Source organism: Lysobacter sp. TAF61, assembly GCF_052113485.1.
Lineage (GTDB): Bacteria > Pseudomonadota > Gammaproteobacteria > Xanthomonadales > Xanthomonadaceae > Lysobacter_J.
On the sequence record NZ_JBFRDH010000003.1, the window covers coordinates 12,765 to 33,360 of the forward strand.

14 protein-coding genes are annotated in these 20,596 nt (G+C 64.7%); 11 read left to right on the forward strand and 3 right to left on the reverse strand.

From position 1 onward, the window contains the following. The first annotated feature begins 70 nt into the window (after positions 1-70). Complete coding sequence (locus AB4Y64_RS07700) at positions 71-5,611, forward strand: trifunctional serine/threonine-protein kinase/ATP-binding protein/sensor histidine kinase (RefSeq protein ID WP_441815875.1); 5,541 nt, start codon at positions 71-73, stop codon at positions 5,609-5,611. A gap of 29 nt (positions 5,612-5,640) precedes the next feature. Here AB4Y64_RS07700 and AB4Y64_RS07705 read toward each other — a convergent pair whose 3' ends face one another. Genes AB4Y64_RS07705 through AB4Y64_RS07715 form a run of 3 tightly spaced genes read right to left on the reverse strand, consistent with a single transcriptional unit; the run spans position 5,641 to position 9,036 of the window. Beyond that, positions 5,641-6,264 carry an isochorismatase family cysteine hydrolase gene (locus tag AB4Y64_RS07705; protein ID WP_241919360.1) on the reverse strand — a complete coding sequence of 208 codons (624 nt, stop codon included), beginning with the start codon at positions 6,262-6,264 and terminating at the stop codon, positions 5,641-5,643. Positions 6,265-6,299: 35 nt separating this feature from the next. Then, complete coding sequence (locus AB4Y64_RS07710; RefSeq protein ID WP_441815876.1) at positions 6,300-7,985, reverse strand: DUF2955 domain-containing protein; 1,686 nt, start codon at positions 7,983-7,985, stop codon at positions 6,300-6,302. After that, a complete protein-coding gene (locus tag AB4Y64_RS07715; RefSeq protein ID WP_441815877.1) occupies positions 7,975-9,036 on the reverse strand; it encodes an HlyD family secretion protein in 1,062 nt (353 codons plus the stop codon). Before AB4Y64_RS07715 ends, AB4Y64_RS07710 begins: the two co-directional genes overlap by 11 nt. Before the next feature lie 188 nt (positions 9,037-9,224). Between AB4Y64_RS07715 and AB4Y64_RS07720 the strand changes: the two genes are divergently transcribed. The 10 genes from AB4Y64_RS07720 to AB4Y64_RS07765 all read left to right on the forward strand — a co-directional run bounded on the left by AB4Y64_RS07720 (position 9,225) and on the right by AB4Y64_RS07765 (position 20,537). Then, positions 9,225-11,498: an FdhF/YdeP family oxidoreductase gene (locus AB4Y64_RS07720; RefSeq protein ID WP_241919363.1), complete on the forward strand. Its 2,274-nt coding sequence runs from the start codon at positions 9,225-9,227 to the stop codon at positions 11,496-11,498. Between the two features lie 227 nt (positions 11,499-11,725). Beyond that, on the forward strand, positions 11,726-13,132 hold the full coding sequence (locus tag AB4Y64_RS07725) for an epoxide hydrolase family protein (protein ID WP_441815878.1): 1,407 nt from the start codon (positions 11,726-11,728) through the stop codon (positions 13,130-13,132). 55 nt (positions 13,133-13,187) lie between these two features. Continuing rightward, on the forward strand, positions 13,188-14,135 hold the full coding sequence (locus AB4Y64_RS07730; protein WP_241919365.1) for an enoyl-CoA hydratase/isomerase family protein: 948 nt from the start codon (positions 13,188-13,190) through the stop codon (positions 14,133-14,135). Between the two features lie 21 nt (positions 14,136-14,156). Continuing rightward, positions 14,157-15,446 (forward strand): carbohydrate porin, encoded by a 1,290-nt coding sequence (locus AB4Y64_RS07735; RefSeq protein ID WP_441815879.1) that lies wholly within the window; start codon positions 14,157-14,159, stop codon positions 15,444-15,446. Between the two features lie 37 nt (positions 15,447-15,483). Next, positions 15,484-16,551: an alpha/beta fold hydrolase gene (locus tag AB4Y64_RS07740; protein ID WP_441815880.1), complete on the forward strand. Its 1,068-nt coding sequence runs from the start codon at positions 15,484-15,486 to the stop codon at positions 16,549-16,551. A gap of 49 nt (positions 16,552-16,600) precedes the next feature. After that, positions 16,601-17,404: an SDR family NAD(P)-dependent oxidoreductase gene (locus tag AB4Y64_RS07745; protein ID WP_241919368.1), complete on the forward strand. Its 804-nt coding sequence runs from the start codon at positions 16,601-16,603 to the stop codon at positions 17,402-17,404. A gap of 115 nt (positions 17,405-17,519) precedes the next feature. Beyond that, positions 17,520-18,230 (forward strand): SDR family NAD(P)-dependent oxidoreductase, encoded by a 711-nt coding sequence (locus tag AB4Y64_RS07750; RefSeq protein ID WP_441815881.1) that lies wholly within the window; start codon positions 17,520-17,522, stop codon positions 18,228-18,230. Between the two features lie 48 nt (positions 18,231-18,278). Continuing rightward, positions 18,279-18,548 carry a tautomerase family protein gene (locus AB4Y64_RS07755; protein WP_441815882.1) on the forward strand — a complete coding sequence of 90 codons (270 nt, stop codon included), beginning with the start codon at positions 18,279-18,281 and terminating at the stop codon, positions 18,546-18,548. Positions 18,549-18,619: 71 nt separating this feature from the next. Continuing rightward, positions 18,620-19,168 carry a peptide-methionine (S)-S-oxide reductase MsrA gene (gene msrA / locus AB4Y64_RS07760; RefSeq protein WP_441815883.1) on the forward strand — a complete coding sequence of 183 codons (549 nt, stop codon included), beginning with the start codon at positions 18,620-18,622 and terminating at the stop codon, positions 19,166-19,168. A gap of 262 nt (positions 19,169-19,430) precedes the next feature. Continuing rightward, positions 19,431-20,537, forward strand: coding sequence for an NAD(P)H-dependent flavin oxidoreductase (locus AB4Y64_RS07765; protein ID WP_441815884.1), 1,107 nt, complete (start codon positions 19,431-19,433; stop codon positions 20,535-20,537). Positions 20,538-20,596 lie beyond the last annotated feature (59 nt).

Consider the following 20,596-nt stretch of genomic DNA (forward strand, 5'->3'; position numbering starts at 1 on the left):
TCACCGGAGTATCTTCGAGCATCCGACACGCACTTGCGTGATCCCTCGCAGTTTCTGGCCGGAGGCCTCGATGGTGGAGACGTCCGCGCTGGAGACGGAGGGTGGCTTGGCCTGCCACGAGTTGCTCTGGGACGACGGCGAGCGCGGTTTCTGCCGCGTCCTTCACGCGCACGGCGATGGCACTACGCGGGAGTACATCGCAGTGATGCCCCTGGCGGATCGGCCACATCCGTCCGTGGAGCTGGGTCTCCGGCGCGAGTATGCCCTCAGGGACCATCTCGACAGCGAGTGGGCGCTGCGGCCCAGCGTACTGGTGCGCGATCGGGGGCACACGGCGCTGCTACTGGATTATCAGCCGGTGGAGCCCATTGAACACCTCCTCGCCGGGCAACCGATGCAGCCGCGGCAGCTCCTCACACTTGCGATATCGGTGACCAAGGCCTTGGCGCACCTGCACGAACGCGGTGTCGTGCATCGTGACATCAAGCCTGCCAACGTCATGGTGGCGCGGGACGGGGAGCACGTGTTCCTGTCCGGTTTCGGCATCGCTTCGCGCCTGCCACGCGAGCGGCAAGCACCCGATCCGCCCGAACTGATCGCCGGCACGCTGGCGTACATGGCGCCGGAGCAGACCGGGCGCATGAACCGTTCGGTGGATTCACGCAGCGATCTGTACTCGCTGGGTGTTCTTCTCTATCGAATGGCGACCGGCGTCTTGCCTTTCACTGCTTCGGACCCGATGGAGTGGGTGCATTGCCACATCGCGCGAACTCCGATTCCCCCGGTGCAGCGGGTTCCAGAGCTTCCGCCGCCGGTGTCCGACATCATCGTGCGCCTGCTCGCGAAGACGCCGGAGGAGCGCTACCAGACGGCGGCGGGCGTCACCCACGACCTGCAGCGCTGCCTCGCGGCGCACGACGCCGGCGCCGCTGCCGCAACCTTCGCCTTGGGCCAGCAGGATCATCCCGATCGCCTGGCGATCCCCGAGAAGCTGTACGGGCGCGAAGCGGAGACCAACGCACTGATCGCCGCGTTCAACGACGTCGTGGAAACGGGTGTGCCGACGCTGGTGCTGGTCGCCGGCTACTCGGGCATCGGCAAATCGTCGGTGGTGCACGAACTGCACAAGGTGCTCGTTCCCCCTCGCGGCCTGTTCGCCTCCGGCAAATTCGACCAGTACAAGGCTGACATACCCTACGCCACGTTTGCGCAGGCCTTCCAGCAACTGGTCAGACCACTGCTGGGCAAGCCCGAGGACGAACTTGCGCGGTGGCGGGACGCATTCGCGCAAGCGCTAGGACCCAATGGCGTCCTGTTGCTGAACCTGGTGCCCGAATTGCGGCTGATCATCGGCGATCAGCCTCCGGTGGCGGAGCTTCCCGCACAGGAAGGGCAGCGTCGCTTCCAGGTTACCGTTCGCCGCTTCATTTCCGTCTTTGCGCGGCCGGAGCATCCACTTGCGCTGTTCCTGGATGACCTGCAATGGCTCGACTCGGCCACGCTGGACCTGCTCGGCGACCTTCTCACCGCGAGCGACGTCCGCCATGTGTTGCTGATTGGCGCGTACCGCGATAATGAGGTGACCGCGCTGCATCCGCTCGTCCGCAAGCTGGAGGAGCTCGGCCAGGCTGGCGCGAACCTGCGAACGCTGAAGCTGCCGCCGTTGAAGGCTGACGACCTGAAACAGCTGGTCGCCGAATCGCTGCACGAGGAGCCTGCGAGCGTCATGCCGCTCGCCGAACTCATCCATGGCAAGACGGGTGGCAATCCCTTCTTCGCGATCCAATTCCTGCAGGCGCTGGCGGAGGAGGGGATGCTCGCCTTCGACCGCGCAGCGGGGCAATGGTCGTGGGATCGCCAACGCACGCTCGCCAAAGGCTATAGCGACAACATCGTCGATCTGATGGTCCGCAAGCTCTCGCGCCTGGAGCCGAGAACGCTTGCCGCGCTGCAGACCTTCGCCTGCCTGGGCAACGCCAGTGACGCGCGCACATTGAGCGCGGTGTGCGAAACCTCGCCGGAACGGCTGGAGGCAGACTTGTGGGAAGCGCTCAGCCAGGAACTGGTCCTCAAGCACGATGACATCTATCGCTTCGCGCACGACCGCGTGCAGGAAGCCGCGTACTCCCAGGTCCCGCTGGACTCGCGCGCGGCCGCACATCTGCGCATAGGCCGGCTGCTTTCCGCGCACACGGCACTGCAGGGGCAGGACGAAGCGATCTTCGACATCGTGAACCAGTTCAATCGCGCCGGCGATCTCCTCGAATCGGCGGAAGAGTGCCGTCATGTCGCCGGACTCAACTTAAATGCAGCGCGGCGCGCTCGCGCTTCATCTGCCTATGCATCGGCACTGAGCTACCTGCGCGCCGGTCGATTGCTCGTGGAGGACGAGGGATGGGCGGGCCACTACGAGTTGGTCTTCGCGCTCGAGTCGCTCATGGCCGAATGCGAACTGATGACCGCCGAACTGGACGCGGCGGAGGACCGACTGGCCAGTCTGGCCGAGCAGGCGCGTACCCGTCATGAGTTCGCGGGCGTCACGCGCCTTCGGCTGACGCTCTATACCGCGCGTTCGCGCGGCGATCGATGCGTGGAAGTCTTCCTCGATTACCTGCGCCGAAACGGCACCGATTGGCCGTCGCGACCCACGCGCGAGCAGGTCATGCAGGAGTACGACCGGATCTGGACGCTGCTGGCCCAGCGCCAGATCGAGGACCTGATCGACCTGCCGCTGGCCAGCGACCCGGACGTTCTGGACATGTTGGACGTGTTCACTGAGATCGTGACACCGGCGTTCTTCTTCGACGAGAACCTGTCCTCACTCGTCCTGTGCCGAATGGTCAATCTGAGTCTCGAATATGGGCACTGCGACGGGTCTTGCTTCGGCTATGTTTTCTTCGCCACGTTTGCCGGACCGCGTTTCGGGAACTACCGGGACGGTTACCGTTTCGGGCGGCTCGGTTACGACCTCGTGGAGAAGCGGGGGCTGACGCGATATCAGGCGCGCACGTACATCGTCTTCGGCAACATGGTGATGCCCTGGTTCGAACCCTTTGCCAGCGGGCGCGAGCTGATCCGGCGCGCATTCGATACGGCTTTCGGCATGGGCGACCTGACCTTTGCCGCCTACAGTTGGGATGCGCTGATCACCAACTGCCTTGCAGCCGGCGACGAACTGGCCGGAATACAGGCCGATGCCGAGAACGGGTTGGCGTTCGCGCGCGACGCCGGTTTCGGCATGGTCGTGGATCTGTGCGCCGCTCAGGTGGGGTTGATCCGCACCTTGCGCGGACTGACGCCGACGTTTGGCTCTTTCGATGACGCCGATTACAACGAAGCCGAAGCCGAGGCGCACCTTACGGGTAGCCCGGTTCTGGCGCTGGCGGCGTTCTTCTACTGGACCCGCAAGTTGCAGGGACGCTATTTCAGTGGCGACATGGACGAAGCGGTGCGCGCCTCGGACAACGCCGAGCAACTGCTTTGGACCTCGCCATCGCAGTTGGAAACGGCTGATTTCTTCTTCTATGGCGCGCTGGCGCACACCTCGAGATGGCATGCCGCGTCCGACGACCAGCGTCGGGTGCACCTCGAAACCGCATGGCGCTACCAGCAGCAGCTGGACGTCTGGACAACATGCTCGGCCGGCAACTTCGAGAATCGTGCCGCGCTGGTCGCCGCCGAGATCGCACGTATCGAAGGGCGCATGCTCGAAGCCGAGCACTTGTACGAGACGGCGATACGTTCTGCGCGCGATAGCGGGTATGTGCACAACGAGGCCGTCGCCAATGAGTGTGCCGGCCGCTTCTTCCTGGCGCGCGGAATGGACAGGGCGGCGCGGGCCTACTTCGGCGAGGCGCGTGACAGGTATCGACTTTGGGGGGCGGACGGCAAGGTGCGTCAGCTTTCTGTGCAGCACCCTCATCTGGAACATTCCCTGGTCCAGAACGATGCCAACCGAACCCTGCTGGCTTCGGTAGAGCACCTTGAGCTGGCGACGGTGATTCGCGTCTCGCAGGCGATTTCATCCGAAGTCGAGATCGACCGGTTGATCGACACCATCATGCACCTGGCGATCGAACACGCAGGCGCCGATCGCGGCGTGCTGGTACTTCCGCACGGGCAGGACTACCACATCGAAGCGGAAGCGACCACGGGCGACCACATACTGGACGTCACGCTGGCATCCGCAGCGGTCACGGCCGACAGGCTGCCGTTGTCGGTGTTTCAGCTCGTCGTCCGCACGCAGGAGACATTGCTTCTCGATGATGCCTCGCGAGATGCTTCGTTCTCCTCCGACCCCTACCTGGCTGGGCACGCCGCGCGATCGATGCTTTGCCTGCCGCTGCTGAAGCAGGCGCGCCTGATCGGTGTGCTGTACCTCGAGAACAGCCTCGCCGGCAACGTCTTCACGCCCGCTCGGCTGGCGGTGCTGAAGCTGCTGGCCTCCGAAGCGGCGATCTCGCTGGAGAACACTCGGCTGTACAGCGAGTTGCAAATGCGCGAGGCGAGGGTGCGGCGGCTGTTCAACGCCAACATCATCGGCATCTTCACATGGCACCTGGACGGCCGGATCCTGGACGGCAACGATGCCTTCCTCAAGATCGTCGGCTACGACAGCCATGAACTGGCGGCCGGCCGCATGCAGTGGAAGGCGCTGCTGCCACCAGAATGGAGCGCGGACGACGACAGCATCATGAAGGCGATGCTGGAAAGCGGCGTGGCGCCACCGTTCGAGGGCGCGTACATGCGTAAGGACGGTAGTCGCGTGCCGGTACTGATCGGCGCAGCGCTTTTCGAAGGCACGCCATCGGAAGGAGTGTCATTCGTTCTCGACTTGTCAGACCGCGTCGCCGCGGAGGCCGCTGCCAGCGACAGTCTGCGTCGCTATCACGACGTGCAGCTGCGTCTGGCGGACGCCAACCGGGTGGCGAGCATCGGCCAGTTGTCGGCGTCGATCGCGCACGAGCTCAACCAGCCTCTCGCCGGAATCATGACGAATGCCTCAACCTGCCTGCGCATGCTGGCGGCAGATCCTCCTGCCGTGGACGGTGCAATCGACACGGCGCGACGCACGATCCGCGACGCCAACAGGGCGTCGGAAGTCATCATGCGATTGCGATCGCTGTTCGCGCGAAAGGAGACCACCGCCGAACAAGTCGATCTCAACGAAGCTGCGGAGGAGGTGGTGGCGCTAGCCTCCAACGCGCTCGTGCGCAGCCGGGTCAGCCTGCGAACCGAATTTGACAAGCAACTGCCGCAGGTAACTGGCGATCGCGTGCAACTCCAGCAGGTGGTCCTCAATCTGCTGACCAACGCCTCCGACGCGATGCGAACGCTGGAGCCGGGGCGCCCAAGGCAACTGGTGATCCGAACCCAAAGCGACGTCGGGGACGGCGTGCGCCTAAGCGTGTGGGACTCTGGCCCGGGCCTGGATCCGCAGAAGCTGGAGAAGTACTTCGACGCGTTCTTCACCACCAAGGATGACGGCATGGGGGTGGGACTTTCGGTCAGCCGGAGCATCATCGAAAGTCACCACGGTCGTCTGTGGGCGGAGCCGAACGAGTCCGGCGGCGCCACGTTCTCATTCGCCATCCCATGCGTACCGGAGTGATCCGATGACCGCGGCTATCGATTAGCCCTTCAGTCGGGTAGCGCGCCCAGCAGCTCGGCGGTGCTGACGATCGCATGGGCATAGGTGGGACCGTTGAGTTCGTGCGCGGCATGCATCAGCTCTTGCGAGTAGGCGGCTGTGGCGTCGCGAACCAGCGTTACGTGGTAGCCCAGCTCCATGGCGAAGCGCCCGGTCGACTCGATGCACGAATTGGCAAGCAGCCCGACGATTACAACATGGCTGATGCCATGCTGCTTCAGTCGCATGTCGAGATCGGTGTTGGCAAAGCCGCTTTGGCCCCAATGCTGTTGGACGACCACGTCGCCGTCCTTCGGCACGAAGTCAGGATGGAACTCGCCACCCCAGGTACCCTTCGCAAAGCTATGCCGCTTCATGATTGCTTGCTGGGTCGGGTTGATATGCTTCCATCCTTCGTAGTCGCCAGCCTCCCACTGATGGTGCGGGACGATAAAGATACGGATGGCGGCAGCGCGGGCTGCGGCGTGGATTGAACGGAGATTGTCCAACAGGCCGACTGCCTCGGCCACGTCCTTGAGGCGTGGCCAGGCGATACCACCGTCGGACAGGAAATCGTTGTAGGGATCCACGAGCAGCAGGGCCGTCGTGTCGCTTTGATAGTGACCTTCGGACATGATTCACTCCACGGTCGAAGAGGGCGTCGCGGCGATCAGCCCTGGCGAGCTGCACGCAACGCGTAGCGCTCGATGCTGGCGGCGAAGAACGGCGTTTCCTGTTTGTTGTGCGCGGTACTGATGGGCTTTCTCTGGTCCCGGAACAACTCGAACGGAATACCCTGGCGCGCGAGGTAATCCAGGAATCCTTCTGTCGCCCGGCTGCGCACGTGGTTGGTGAACGTGCAGCGCCCCGCATCGAGCGGCTCCACGCTAAGTTCCCACATCACCAGGATGGTTGTCCGGCCCGACGGCGTGAAGAGGTCCGACACCGAGTCGAGCACCAGGCGGTGCGGCTCGGCAATCTGCTCTACGTAGTGCTGCACCATCGGGACGCCGCCGAGCACCTCGACGTTGATCGACATCCGGCGTCCATCCTCGGACGTCGTCGCGCCGGCGGCAAAATGCGCTGGCGAGCAGCCCTGGTATTCCTTGTCGGGGAGACTGAAGCACCAGGAGGGGATGTCGATCTTCTCGATGGGTGCGTTGATGATAGCTGTGAAGCTCGAGTCCACGATGACATGCTCTTCCATCTGGATCACCTTGCGGGGAAGTTGGGGGCAACTCGACGCTACGCCCGCGCCCTGATCTTGCAAATCGTACGAAGGTGTCGATTGCGGCCCATTTGCTACAAATTCCTTGGCCTGATCGAGACGCGTCGCCGCGAACGAGTTCAGGGCGGCCTGTGTGAGATAGATGCATAGCAGCATCGTGGTCACCGCGATCGCAACCGAGACGAAACGGTAGAGCGAGATGCCGTAAAGGTCGGCACTGGGAACCAGTTGCCCGATGAGCACCGCGACAGCCGTGGCAGCGCTAAGTCCAACCGCAGGCCCTGCATCCTCGCGGACGTGCCACGTTGCGAACCACGTGACCCCGGCTGCGTACAGTGTGAGCAGGAGCGGTACGTGTGAGGCATGGGTGTACAGCACGACCTGCAGCGTCAGTGCGTACAGTGATCCAAGCAGCGTCCCAATCACCCGCGTGCACGCGGCCCAGCGTCCGCCCGATAGCGTCATGGGGAACAACACCAGCACACTCGCCGCCTGCGCCGACAGTGAATCCCGCAGGTCCAGCAACTGGAAGGCCACGTAGGACACGGTGGCGCAGATCGCACCGAGCAGCATCTGGTGGTGGACGATGGCGGGGGGCTTCGCCCGGGGCTCAGGCGTTGACGAACGCCTCTCAGGCAACACGGCATGGGTGAAACCGGAGACCACGACAGCCAACACGGTTGCAATGAACTGCGCGGTGTAGAGGTCGTCCGGTGCGACCTGCGGATAGCTCGCCAAGTGCGCAAGCACCGAGGTGGACAGTATCGCCAATGCGTGGAACAGGACCCACCGTTCTAGAGCCATCATGCGGAAGCAGTGCGCTGCGAAGGCAAAGAACGCAAGAACGGCCAGCAATGGGGCGACGTCCGACAGGATGATCAGCACTTGTGCGACGAGGATGCTAACCGCGCTGCTGCCGACGAACTGCAGCACGACCCCAGGATTAAGCGGTCGCACCAAACCGACCAGGACGATCGGATAGAAGGCGAAGAAGGCGCCGTACGGCCATCCCATCAGTTTTGCCGTCGCCAGACCCAACACGCTGGCGATTGCGATGCGCCGCGCGTGACGCCAGCTGTCCTCGGTGAGCGCCGTGCGTGAGGGTAGGTGGGCTGCGTCAATAGACATAGTGGAGCAGGCTGATCACGCGGATCTGCAAGTGGCCGAACCAGCCCGACACGCCATGCTCGCGTGGATGCAACTGCACGGTCGCACGCGCTCCGGTCATGAGTGGCCTCGGCGGTGCTTCGAGCAGGCGCAGATTGACGCGCACGCGCTCGGCGTCGCGGACCCAACGATCGCTCTGCTCCGGTGCCGCGAGCCTGCCGTCGGGGTCGATCTGACCGTTGGCAACGCCCGCGTCCAGAGAGGCAACTTCCGCCTGGAAGAGGCGGCCGGGCAGGGCGTCGAAGGCGACCTCCGCGCGCGTCCCCCGCTCGACGTGGAGCAACGCCTTCTCGCGGAAGTCGGCAAACAGACTGGGGGCCGTGCTGACCAGGGCCAGCTTTGGCTCCCCTGCCTGTGCGTAGGCACCGGCCTCCAGACGCAGATTGCTGACGATGCCCGCCTCCAGGGCGGTCACCTGCGAGCGATCCAGGTCGAGGCGGGCGCGGTCGAGTGCGTTACGTGCGCGCCGCAACCGCAGGCTGTGATCTCCCGGTTCGCCACGTTGCACCCGCGCCGCGGCGAGGCTTGCGAGCGATGCATGCACTTGCGCAGCGGCGACGTCGCGCCGCGCGCGTGCAGCGTCCAGGGCGGCGTGTGAAACATACTGCTGACGTTCCAGTTCATCGAAGCGACGCAGATCGCGGTCAGCGTCCTGCAGTTGCGTTTCCGCCCGTGCCAGTTCCGCTATCGCGGCGGCGATGACGGCATCGAACTGGGCGTTGTCCTGGGTTGCCTGTTCAACTTCGAGCTGGGCCTGTTCGACCAGCACGAGGTAGCGGTCCGGATCGACGCGGAACAACAGGTCGCCCCGTTGCACGCGCTGGTTGTTGACGACGCATACGTCGATGACGCGGCCACTGACCTCCGGAGCAACGCGGGTTACCCGATAGGTCAGCCGCGCGTCCGGCGACACCGGCATGTGGGTGTCCGCCGCCACGTAGTAGGCAAAGAATGCCGCCGACAGTGCCAGCGAGGTCAACATCCACGCACGGAAGCGGGCATCGGGACTCATGAGGACGGTCTACTGGCGCCGGGCTTCGGGAGCAACGACAACGCTACCCGCATCCATTGGCCACAACCATGATACGAAGGTGTCGGCGCGTCCGGCCCATCGCGGGAGTACCATCGTCGTGCCGCTCGACACCGCACGTACAGGGCTGGTGCGCAGTGCTCCACCATCGTGCAGACACGAGGTGCGCCATGGCCGAGAACGACCCCTCCGGAATCCGTCGCTACCGCAATCCCGCCGGTGGCTGGGGCGCGTTGCGGGCCACCGCACGGGCGATCGGGGAGCAAATGGAGGCCGGCGATGCAACGGCCGCGTTGTTGCGCACCAACCAGCCCGACGGATTCGATTGCCCCGGATGTGCGTGGCCCGACAAACATCACCGCTCGACGTTCCAGTTCTGCGAGAACGGCGCCAAGGCGGTGACCTGGGAGGCGACCAAGAAACGGGTGACGGCGGCGTTCTTCGCGCAGCACACCGTCGAGTCGCTGCTTCAATGGAGTGACCACGCGCTGGAGGACGAGGGACGTCTTACCGAACCGATGGTCTATAACGCTGAGCGGGACCAGTACGAGCCCATAGACTGGCAGCAGGCTTTCGCCCGTATTGGCGAGCTCCTGCGCGAGCTGGATCCGCAAGCCGTCGAGTTCTACACATCCGGCCGGACCTCAAATGAGGCCGCGTTCCTGTACCAGATATTCGCGCGCGAGTACGGCAGCAACAACTTCCCCGACTGCTCGAACATGTGCCATGAGGCAACCAGCGTTGGCTTGCCGATGTCCATCGGCATCGGCAAGGGCACGGTGTCACTGGATGACTTCGACCACTGCCAGCTGATCATTGCGATGGGCCACAACCCCGGTACCAACCACCCGAGGATGATGGGAACGCTGCACGAGGTCGCTCGCCGGGGCGTACCGATCATCGTCATCAATCCGCTGCGCGAGCGAGCGCTTGAACGCTTCGCCGATCCGCAGGACCCGCTGGAAATGGCGACGCTGGGCGCCACTGCCATCGCATCGAGTTACCTGCAGCCCAGAGTGGGCGGCGATGCTGCCGTGCTCAAGGGAATCATGAAGGCGCTGCTGGAAATGGACGCAACGGACGACGTGCTTGATCGCGCGTTCATCGCGGCGCACACCAATGGCTTCGAGGCGTTGGCGACCGGACTTCGTGCAACGCGCTGGCCAGACATCGAGACGGAGTCGGGGCTGTCCGAGCCGCAGATGCGCCGCGTCGCGCAAGCCTACGCGGCGTCAGACGCGACCATCGTCACTTACGGCATGGGCCTGACGCAGCATCGCACCGGGACGCAGAACGTGCAGCAGGTCGCCAACCTCTTGCTCCTGCGTGGCAATTTTGGCAAGCCCGGTGCCGGGATCTGCCCGTTGCGCGGCCACTCCAACGTGCAGGGCGACCGCACCGTTGGCATCACCGAGAAGCCATCGGCGGCAATGCTCAAGCGCATCGAGGCGCGATTCGGTTTCCGCCCTCCGGCCGAACATGGGCACGACGCGGTTTCGGCGATGCGGGCCATCGTCGACGGCCGCTCGAAAGCCCTGATCTGCATGGGCGGCAATCTTGCAGTGGCTCTGCCGGATCCAGAGGCGTGTCTACCGGCGATGCGCCGGCTGCCGCTGGCGGTGCACGTGGCGACCAAGCTCAACCGGACCCATCTGCTGGTGGGACGTCATGCCTTCCTGCTCCCGTGCCTGGGCCGCACCGAGCGCGATGACCAGGCCGCCGGACCGCAGGCGGTGACGGTGGAAGATTCGATGTCGATGGTGCATGCCTCGCGCGGACGGCTATCGCCGGCGTCCGCCGCACTGCGTTCTGAGCCTGCCATCGTCGCCGGCATCGCCGCGGCGACTTTGCCCGCAAGCGCGGTACCTTGGAGCGACCTGGTCGCCGACTACGATCGCATTCGCGAGGCCATCGAGGCGGTGATCCCGGGTTTCGACGATTACAACCAGCGTATTCGCAAACCCGGTGGCTTCCGCATGCCGCTACCGCCTACACAGCGCGTATGGAATACGCCGTCCGGTAAGGCTGAGTTCCTGCCGTTCGCCGGCCTGCGCGAGGACTTGCCTGGCCGCGATGCCTCCGTGCTGACGCTGACGACGGTTCGCAGCCACGATCAATACAACACGACGATCTACGGTCTGGACGACCGCTACCGGGGCGTGTTCGGCCGCCGCGACGTCGTGTTCATGAACGAGGACGACATGGCCTCGCGCGGCATCTCGCACGGTGACCCCATAGTCATTGAGACGGTGCTCGGGGTAAGGCGCGAGCGGACAATGCGCGATGTGATTGCGGTGGCTTATGGCATTGCACCGGGTTCGGTCGCCACGTACTACCCCGAAGGCAACTGCCTGGTACCGCTTGACCACGTCGACCCGGAAAGCGGCACGCCAAGCTACAAGTCGATCCCTGTCCGGATCTGGCGCGAGCCGAAAGCGGACTGATCCGCCAGTCTTCTCCCGATTGATCCGTGCGCACCGAAACGGCCCGAGCCGAGGTTCCGTGCGCACGACTGCGCGGCTCCTGGTGCATACAAAGGTATCGAACGACACCTTGGTGTAATCGACTGCACACGCGTGCCTTGGTGTGATGGCCCACGCGCATTGTGCATGGACGACGACCCGCGCCGGCCTCGGCCGGCGCACCGTTCCCCCCGAACCAAGGAATCGACATGATCGCCTGGTGCTCCACGCATGCCTCGCGCCGCGGCGCGATGTCAGTCCCGCGGTACTGCTCTTCGCTGACGACCGTGCGCGCTTCGTTGATCCGGCTTTGTGCGCTCGCCATTCCGCTGGCCGGGCTGCTCGCATCGCAGGTCGTGTCCGCCACTCCACACCGAGAGTCCGCCATGAACGTCTCCAGTGTCGCCTCCACCACCTCCGCCAATGCAACGGTGGACCAGGATACTTCGATACGCCCGTTCAAGTACCAGGCCACGCAGGCAGAACTGGACGACCTGCGCCGTCGCGTCGAAGCGACGAAATGGCCCGAGAAGGAAACGGTCGACGACCAGTCGCAGGGCGTGCAGCTGGCTACCCTCAAGCAACTCGCCGGGTACTGGGCGAAGGACTACGACTGGCGCCGGTTCGAAGCCAAGCTCAATGCGACGCCACAGTTCGTGACCACCATCGACGGTGTCGACATCCATTTCATCCACGTTCGTTCCAAACACGCCAACGCGTTGCCGCTGATCGTCACGCACGGTTGGCCCGGATCGATCGTGGAGCAGATGAAGATCATCGGCCCGCTCACCGATCCAACCGCGCATGGCGGCACGGCCGCAGATGCGTTCGATGTCGTCATTCCGTCGCTGCCAGGCTATGGATTCTCAGGAAAGCCCACGCAAACCGGCTGGGACCCGATACGCATCGCACGTGCCTGGGTCGTGTTGATGAAGCGACTGGGCTACAACCGGTTCGTCGCGCAGGGGGGTGACTGGGGCAACGCCGTTACCGAGCAGATGGCGCTGCTGAAAGCACCGGAACTGGTCGGGATCCACACCAATATGCCGGCCACGGTGCCGGCCGACATCGATGTCGCGCTGCAGGCTCGACAGCCTGCACCCGCGAATCTCTCGGCCGACGAGAAGCGCGCCTACGACCAGCTCGACTTCTTCTACCGCCACGGCTTGGGCTACGCGCAGGAAATGGCGGGACGCCCGCAGACGCTGTACGCCATCGCCGACTCACCTGTGGGGCTTGCGGCGTGGATGCTCGACCACGACGCGCTCAGCTATGCGCTGATCGCGCGCGTCTTCGATGGCCAGCGCGAGGGGCTGTCGCGCGATGACGTCCTCGACAACATCACGCTGTACTGGCTCACCAACACCGCGGTGTCGTCCGCGCGGCTGTACTGGGAAAGCAAGCTCGCGTTCTTCGCCCCCAAGGGCATCGACATCCCGGTCGGCGTGAGCGCGTTCCCGGACGAGCTCTATCAAGCGCCCAAGAGCTGGGCCGAGCGCGCGTACCCGAAGCTCATCCACTACAACCGGCTCGACAAGGGCGGCCACTTCGCCGCGTGGGAGCAACCAGACGTGTTCGTGGACGAGCTGCGCGCGACGTTCAAACCTCTGCGTTGAGCCTTTCAACGCTCCATCTCGAAATCCCGTCCCAGCACCGCATCGGAGCCAAGTCATGAAACTGCATTCATTCGCTACGGCGATTCTCGCTGCCAGTATGGCCTTGGCCATGCCCGCATGGGCACAGAAGGCACCAGCCAGCGGCGGCGCCCCGCACTCGGCCACCGACGCCGACGACCAGGTCCGCCTCACACGGGTGACCCCGGAATACTGGCGCGTCACGTTCCACAACCCGCCGTACAACATCTACGGCCCGAAGACGATGCCGCAGTTGAACAAGGTGGTCACCGCGTTGGAGAGCGACCCGCGTGTGCGCGTGGTCGTGTTCGACAGCGACGTGCCCGACTTCTTCCTGACGCACTACGACTTCGTGCCGCCTCTGACCGACACCACCGGTTTGCCCAATGGCGCCACCGGCCTGCCCCCCCTCCCGGACATGCTGGTGCGCATCAGCAAGGCGCCGGTGGTGTCGATCGCCTCGATCCGCGGCCGCGCAACCGGTGTGGGCAGCGAGCTGTCGCTGGCGAGCGACATGCGCTTCGCCAGCCGCGAGAAGGCCGTGCTCTCGCAATGGGAGGTTGGTGCGGGACTGGTTCCCGGCGGTGGTCCCATGTCGCGCTTGCCGCGCCTGATCGGACGTGGACGCGCCCTTGAAGTGCTGCTCACCGGCAACGACATCGATGGGCCGACCGCCGAGCGCTACGGCTACGTCAACCGAGCCTTGCCCGATGCCGAGCTCGATGCCTTCGTCGATACCATGGCGCGGCGCATCGCGCGATTCGACAAGCAGGCCATTGCCGACATCAAGCGCATCGTCGACGACAGCAGCTTGCCGTCGAACGAACAGCTCGGCGCGGAGTGGGCCGGCTTCATTGGATCGGTGCAGCGCGCCGCGGCGCAGCAGCGAATCAAGCAGTTGATGGATCTGGGCCTGCAGGTCAATCCCGACGTCGAGAAGCGCCTGCCCGTGTACACGGGCAAGCTCGGCGGAACCGCGGATTGATGCGGCGGGGCAGGGGCAGACATGGCCGTTTCGGCGCCCGCGATCGCGATTCTTCCGCTGCTGTTGGCGGTGGCCTTGCCGGCCGTGGCAAAGGCCGAGGCGTCCGGTGATCCGGACGCGCTCAACGCCTACGCAGACCGTATCAGTGGTGACTGGGGCGGGGCGCGAACGGCTCTTTCCCGGAGAGGACTCGACATGTCGCTCTCGTACATCAACGAGTGGCTGCACAACAGCACCGGCGGGGAACGCGACGCAAGCGCCTATGCCGACCAGTTCGCGGTGGGCCTGGATGCAAACCTCGAGGCACTGGTGGGCTGGCCCGGAGCCTCCTTCCATGTCCTGGTCACCAATCGTAACGGGCCGCAGCTCGACGCGAAGGCGGGTCTGGGCACGCTGCTGGAAACCCATGAGATCTACGGTCGTGGCCATTACACGCGCCTGACGCGCTTCTACTTACAACAATCGCTGTTCGACCAGCGCGTGACGCTGAATCTGGGTCGCAGCGATGTCGACTTCTTTCCGCTGTCATGCGACTTCATCAACATAAGCTTCTGCGGCCCGCTGCCGGGGTATCACAGCAACGGCTGGTACACGTGGCCCATCGGCCAGTACTTTGCGAACGTCACGTTCCGGCCGACACGCACGTCGTACCTCAAGCTGGGTGCCAGCGACGTCAACCCGCGCAACCTCGACGGCGACCAGGGTCTGCGCTTGCGCACTCCCCATGACGACCACGACGGCATCCTGTCGAACGTCGAAGCCGGCTGGCTGCCACGCCTGTTCGGTCGCCTTGACGGCGCTTATCGCATCGGTTTCTGGCGCAACAGCACCGACCAGGCCGACCTGCTTGTCAGTGCGCAGAGCGGGACACCATTGATGCGCGATCAGTCCACCGGCTACTACGCGATGGCGCAGCAGCAGGTGTGGTTCAACGAGAGCGGGCGCCTTCTAACGCTGTTCGCCAATCTTTCGCGCTCGGATCCGGACGTTGACCGTGTTGATCGATTGATCTCACTCGGCTTGTGGCTACACGGTCCCTTCGCCGGCAGGCCGCACGACCGGGTCGGCTTCGCGGTTGGCCAAAACCGTGTCGGCGCTCCCGCGCGCGAGGCCGAGCGTCTGGCACAGCCCGGCGCAGGGATGGATGCGGTGCTGCCGCGCCATGAAAACCCGGTCGAGCTCAACTATCAGTTCGCCGTCCTGCGCGGCGTCCAGTTGATGCCGAGCGTGCAGCACGTTCGGCATCCGGGCGGACGCAGTGACAACGACAGCGCACTCGTCTGGGGCCTCAAGCTCAACGCCGACTTCTAGTGCGAAATTTCGCAACAAAGACTGCAAGGAGACTGCCATGGATCACTTCAGTGCCGACAGCACCGACTCCATCAACCAGGACCGCCGCCTCATCCTGGGCGTCGCCGCACTGGGCGTTGCCACCGCACCGTTCGTGCTGGCCCGCGGCGCGCAAGCGCACGCCGGTGGCGGAACGCCCAGAACTGCGGCAAAGCCGGTGAAGACGGCGGCATTCGAGTTACTCAAGACCGTGCGTGCCGGTGTCCTGGATGTCGCCTACGCGGAGGTCGGCCCGACCTCTGGTCCCGTCGTGATTCTGCTGCACGGCTGGCCCTACGACATCCACAGCTATGCGGAAGTGGCACCGCTGCTCGCCTCGGCCGGTCTTCGCGTCATCGTGCCGTACCTGCGTGGTTACGGCACCACGCGCTTCGTGTCGGACGACGTGCCGCGCAATGCCCAGCCCGCCGCCCTCGCCGACGACGTGGTGCAGCTGATGGATGCGCTTCGCATCCGCAAGGCTGTGCTCGCCGGTTTCGACTGGGGCGCGCGGTCGGCGGCCATCGTCGCGGCCTTGCGACCGGAACGCGTCGGTGCACTGGTCTCGGTCAGCGGCTACCTGATCGGGAGCCAGCAAGCAGCCCAGGCACCGCTGCCGCCAGCGGCGGAGCTTCAGTGGTGGTACCAGTATTACTTCGCGACCGAACGCGGCCGATCCGGGTACGACAAGAACCGCAGCGAGTTCGCCAAACTGATCTGGAAACTCGCCTCTCCGAAATGGGCTTTCGACGACGCCACGTTCGATCGCAGTGCGGCGTCGTTCCAGAATCCGGACCACGTCGCCATCGTCATCCACAACTATCGTTGGCGACTGGGCCTTGCGGATGGCGAGGCACGCTACGACGAGGATGAGCGCCTGCTGGCGGCGTTCCCGTTGATCGAAGTCCCGGCGATCACGCTGGAGGGCGATGCCAACGGCGCGCCGCATCCGCCGCCTGAGAGCTATGCCAAGCGCTTCACCGGCAAATATGAGCACCGGCTCCTCACGGGCGGAATCGGCCATAACCCGCCACAGGAGGCCCCCCGGGAGTTCGCTCGGGCGGTCCTGGACGTGGCGGGGCGTTAAGAACCTAGCGTGGACCACCTCGTCCACGCGTCACTTACTGGAGACTTCGATGATCATCAATGACAAAGGCACAGCGCTGATCACCGGCGCATCGTCCGGCCTCGGCGCGATCTACGCCGACCGTCTCGCACGCGATGGGTACGACCTCATTCTCGTAGCGCGCAGCACCGCAAAGCTGGAGAAGTTGGCTGAGAGCCTTTCGACCGCCACCGCACGCCATGTTCGGACCATCAGCGCAGACCTCACCCGTGCCAAGGACCTGGAATGGGTCGAGGAGGCCATGCTCAGCGACACGTCGGTACGCATGCTGGTGAACAACGCCGGCGCCGGATCCACCGCACACCTGCAGGATCTGGATGTCGCCAGTATCGAGCGGATGATCGAGCTCAACGTCACCGCGCTGACGCGCCTGGCGCGCGCGGCGGCAATCGCATTTGTCGACAGGGGAGGGGGCACCATCGTCAACATGGGCTCCATCCTCGCGGTGGCCCCGGAAGTGTTGAGCGGTGGCGTTTACAGCGGCACAAAGGCTTACGTGCTGGCGTTCTCGCAGTCCTTGCGCCACGAATTCGGCGACAAGGGGATCCGCGTGCAAGTGGTCTTGCCCGGGGCGACCGCTACGGATTTCTGGGAACTGTCCGGCACCCCGGTCCAGGCACTGCCGGCGAACATCGTCATGACTGCCGAGGACGCCGTCGACGCGGCGCTGTCAGGACTGGCACAGGGCGAGTTCGCGACCTTCCCCTCGCTGCCGGACATCAACGAGTGGAACGCGATGGAGGCTGCACGGCGTGCGCTGCTTCCGGGGTTGTCTCGCACCACGCCCGCACCACGCTACGCCACGGGCAATTGACACGCCCACCCCTGCGACGGCCTTTTGGCGGTTCGCCAGGTCGTCGCAAGCCAGGTGGGGCGCCGCTCGCAATGCGGTACGTCCCGATGCATCCCCTTTCTACCGGAGCACCAGCATGAGCAGTTCTCGCAAAGTCGCCATCATCACCGGGGCCTCGCAGGGCATCGGTGCCGGCCTGGTCCAGGCATTTCGCGAGCGCGGTTACCGCGTCGTCGCGAACTCGCGCGCGATCAAGCCGTCTAGTGATCCCGACGTGCTTGCCGTGGCGGGCGACATTTCTGACCGCACCGTCGCGCAGCGCATCATTGAGGAAGGCCTCGCGCACTTTGGCCGCATTGATACGCTGGTCAACAACGCCGGGGTCTTCACAGCCAAGCCGTTCACCAAGTTCAGCGTTGACGACTATGCGAACAACATCGCAATCAACCTGACGGGCTTCTTCCACGTGACGCAGCTCGCGGTCGAGGAGATGGAGAAGCGTGGCAGTGGTCACGTGGTCACCATCACCACCAGCCTCACCGACCATGCAATCGACGGCGTCCCCTCCGTGCTGGCATCGCTGACCAAGGGTGGCCTGAACGCGGCGACGAAGTCGTTGGCCATCGAGTACGCCAAGCGCGGCATCCGCGCCAATGCGGTCTCGCCAGGCATCATCCGAACCCCGTTGCATCCACCTGAAACTCATGCGGGACTGGCGGGGCTGCATCCGGTCGGGCGCATCGGCGAGATCTCCGACGTTGTGGAGGCCGTGCTCTTCCTGGAGTCGGCGGGGTTCGTCACCGGCGAGGTCCTCCACGTCGACGGCGGCCAGAGCGCAGGTCACTGAAACCCATCGCGGCGGCAGGACCCGCCATCACTCAGCTGGAGTATCCCGATGCCCATTGTCACGATACAGATCACCCGCGAGGGAACCGGTCCGGGCCGCGATTCCGCCACGGCCGACGAGAAGGCTGCGCTGATTCGCGGCGTCAGCCAACTCCTGTTGGACGTGCTTCACAAACCGCTCGACTCCACCTTCGTCGTCATCGAAGAAGTTACGTTGGAGAACTGGGGCTGGTATGGGATGCCGGTGCCGGAGTTGCGCCGGCGCCGCGCCAGCGATCACCCCGTCTCGAGCGAGGAGGCGGGCCTGAGTCAGGGGTAATTCGCAACCAAGCCAGGCAGGAATGCTAACGTGCGATCTGGGAGCCCGCGGGCCGGGTATGGAATGCGGTCATGATCGAAGAGATCGGAGAAACCGAAGCAACTGAAGAAACCGAAGCCGCGATCCTCGCCGGCGGTTGCTTCTGGGGCATGCAGGATCTGCTCCGCCGCATACCAACGGTGTCATCGACCCGCGTGGGCTACACGGGTGGCGATGTGCAACGCCCCACGTACGAAAGCCACGGCACCCACGCCGAGGCGATTGAGATCGTGTTTGATCCGAAACTGCTTTCCTACAGGCAGATTCTCGAGTTCTTCTTCCGCATCCACGACCCGACCACCCGGAATCGCCAAGGCAGCAACATCGGCACTCGCTACCGCTCCGCGATCTTCTATCTGAGCCAGGCGCAACGGCATACCGCCGAGGCGACCATCGTGGACCTCGACGCCTCCGGGGTACTACCCGGCCCGGTCGTCACCACGATCGAACCGGCAGGTCAGTTCTGGGAAGCCGAAGCGGAGCATCAGGACTACCTCGAACGTCACCCCGCCGCGCGCGCATGCCGTCACATTCGCCCTGGTTGGCGTTGGTCGGCGGCGAGCGAGCCCGGAATCGCCTGAAGGCATGCCGCTGCGCGGTACGGGTCCTGCCAGGCTTAGGCTCGACGATGCCGAGCACTGCGTAATCAGCGGAGCAGGCGCGGCCGCGCGCCCTCCACAACTGTGCGATTTCTGACATCGATCTGGTGCTGACCGACACCTTTGTGCAATTGGCACGTTCGTTCACTGCGGTGACACTTTCGCCTGATGCCCCTCCACGGTGGCAGGAATGCGCGGTCGCCAGGCGGCTTGGCTACCGTACGCACTTACCGAGGACGCAGACATGCCGAGATCACGTGCTGGCGACCTTCTGTCCCGAATCGGCATGCGGGTCCCGATCATTCAATCGCCCATGGCCGGTGTCTCAACCGCGGCGATGGCCGCCGCGGTTTCGCAAACGGGCGGATTGGGGTCCCTTGGCATCGGAGCCATGACCGCCGAACAGGCGCGAACGATCATCCGCGAGTTCCGGGCGCTGAGTGACGGGCCGCTCAACGTCAATCTGTTCGTGCATCAGCCCGCGAAGGTGGACCCTGGCAGGGACCTCGCGTGGTTGGAGCGCCTGGCGCCGGAGTTCGGGCGCTGGGGGCGGCCGGCACCCACGAGCTTGCGTGAGATCTATCCGTCGTTTCTCGACAACATCGATATGCTCGAGATGCTGGTCGCCGAGCGGCCAAGGGTAGTGAGCTTCCACTTTGGACTGCCGCACCCGGCGCAGATCGACGCGCTGCACCGTGCCGGCGCAGTGCTGCTGGCCTCCGCCACCAACCTGGACGAAGCCCGGGCAGTCGAGGCCGCCGGAATCGATGCAGTGGTGGCACAGGGCTTCGAAGCAGGCGGCCATCGTGGCGTGTTCGATCCCGACGTCGGCGACAGCCGCCTCACCACAGTGGCGTTGACCCGGCTACTGGCGCGCTCAGTTTCCGTCCCGGTTATCGCCGCTGGCGGCATCATGGACGGCGCGGGAGTCGCCGCAGCCGTGGCGTTGGGTGCCTGCGCAGTGCAGATGGGCACCGCTTTTCTGGCTACCGACGAATCATTGGCGGACGCTGGCTTCCGAACGCGCTTGCAAGGCAGCGCGGCCCACCAAACCGTGATGACGCGTGTCATTTCGGGCCGCCCCGCGCGCAGCCTGAGCAATGATTTCACGCGCTGGGGTGAGACGGTCCCAGACGGGGTGATTCCCGACTATCCGATCGCTTACGACGCCGGCAAGGCACTCAATGCGATAGCCAAGGCTGCGGGCAACCTCGGGTACGGCGCAGACTGGGCGGGGCAGGGCGCACCGTTGGTCCGGGCAATGTCAACGCAACAGTTGATGAGCACCCTCATAGAGGAATTGCGCGCCGCATCGGCGGCCATGCAGGGTAGAACCGAGGGCGGCGCATGAACGCCAATAATGGAGCCTGCAGGGTGCGCGGACTCATTCCGCTCCGACCGGCAGAGCGG

Excerpts from the sequence above, each read along its gene's own strand:
- AB4Y64_RS07750 (WP_441815881.1), top strand. The coding sequence starts at position 17,520 with ATGAGCAGTTCTCGCAAAGTCGCCATCATCACCGGGGCCTCGCAGGGC.
- AB4Y64_RS07720 (WP_241919363.1), top strand. The coding sequence starts at position 9,225 with ATGGCCGAGAACGACCCCTCCGGAATCCGTCGCTACCGCAATCCCGCC.
- AB4Y64_RS07715 (WP_441815877.1), bottom strand. The coding sequence starts at position 9,036 with ATGAGTCCCGATGCCCGCTTCCGTGCGTGGATGTTGACCTCGCTGGCA.
- AB4Y64_RS07725 (WP_441815878.1), top strand. The coding sequence starts at position 11,726 with ATGATCGCCTGGTGCTCCACGCATGCCTCGCGCCGCGGCGCGATGTCA.
- AB4Y64_RS07700 (WP_441815875.1), top strand. The coding sequence starts at position 71 with ATGGTGGAGACGTCCGCGCTGGAGACGGAGGGTGGCTTGGCCTGCCAC.
- AB4Y64_RS07735 (WP_441815879.1), top strand. The coding sequence starts at position 14,157 with ATGGCCGTTTCGGCGCCCGCGATCGCGATTCTTCCGCTGCTGTTGGCG.
- AB4Y64_RS07710 (WP_441815876.1), bottom strand. The coding sequence starts at position 7,985 with ATGTCTATTGACGCAGCCCACCTACCCTCACGCACGGCGCTCACCGAG.
- AB4Y64_RS07740 (WP_441815880.1), top strand. The coding sequence starts at position 15,484 with ATGGATCACTTCAGTGCCGACAGCACCGACTCCATCAACCAGGACCGC.
- AB4Y64_RS07755 (WP_441815882.1), top strand. The coding sequence starts at position 18,279 with ATGCCCATTGTCACGATACAGATCACCCGCGAGGGAACCGGTCCGGGC.
- AB4Y64_RS07745 (WP_241919368.1), top strand. The coding sequence starts at position 16,601 with ATGATCATCAATGACAAAGGCACAGCGCTGATCACCGGCGCATCGTCC.
- msrA (WP_441815883.1), top strand. The coding sequence starts at position 18,620 with ATGATCGAAGAGATCGGAGAAACCGAAGCAACTGAAGAAACCGAAGCC.
- AB4Y64_RS07765 (WP_441815884.1), top strand. The coding sequence starts at position 19,431 with ATGCCGAGATCACGTGCTGGCGACCTTCTGTCCCGAATCGGCATGCGG.
- AB4Y64_RS07705 (WP_241919360.1), bottom strand. The coding sequence starts at position 6,264 with ATGTCCGAAGGTCACTATCAAAGCGACACGACGGCCCTGCTGCTCGTG.
- AB4Y64_RS07730 (WP_241919365.1), top strand. The coding sequence starts at position 13,188 with ATGAAACTGCATTCATTCGCTACGGCGATTCTCGCTGCCAGTATGGCC.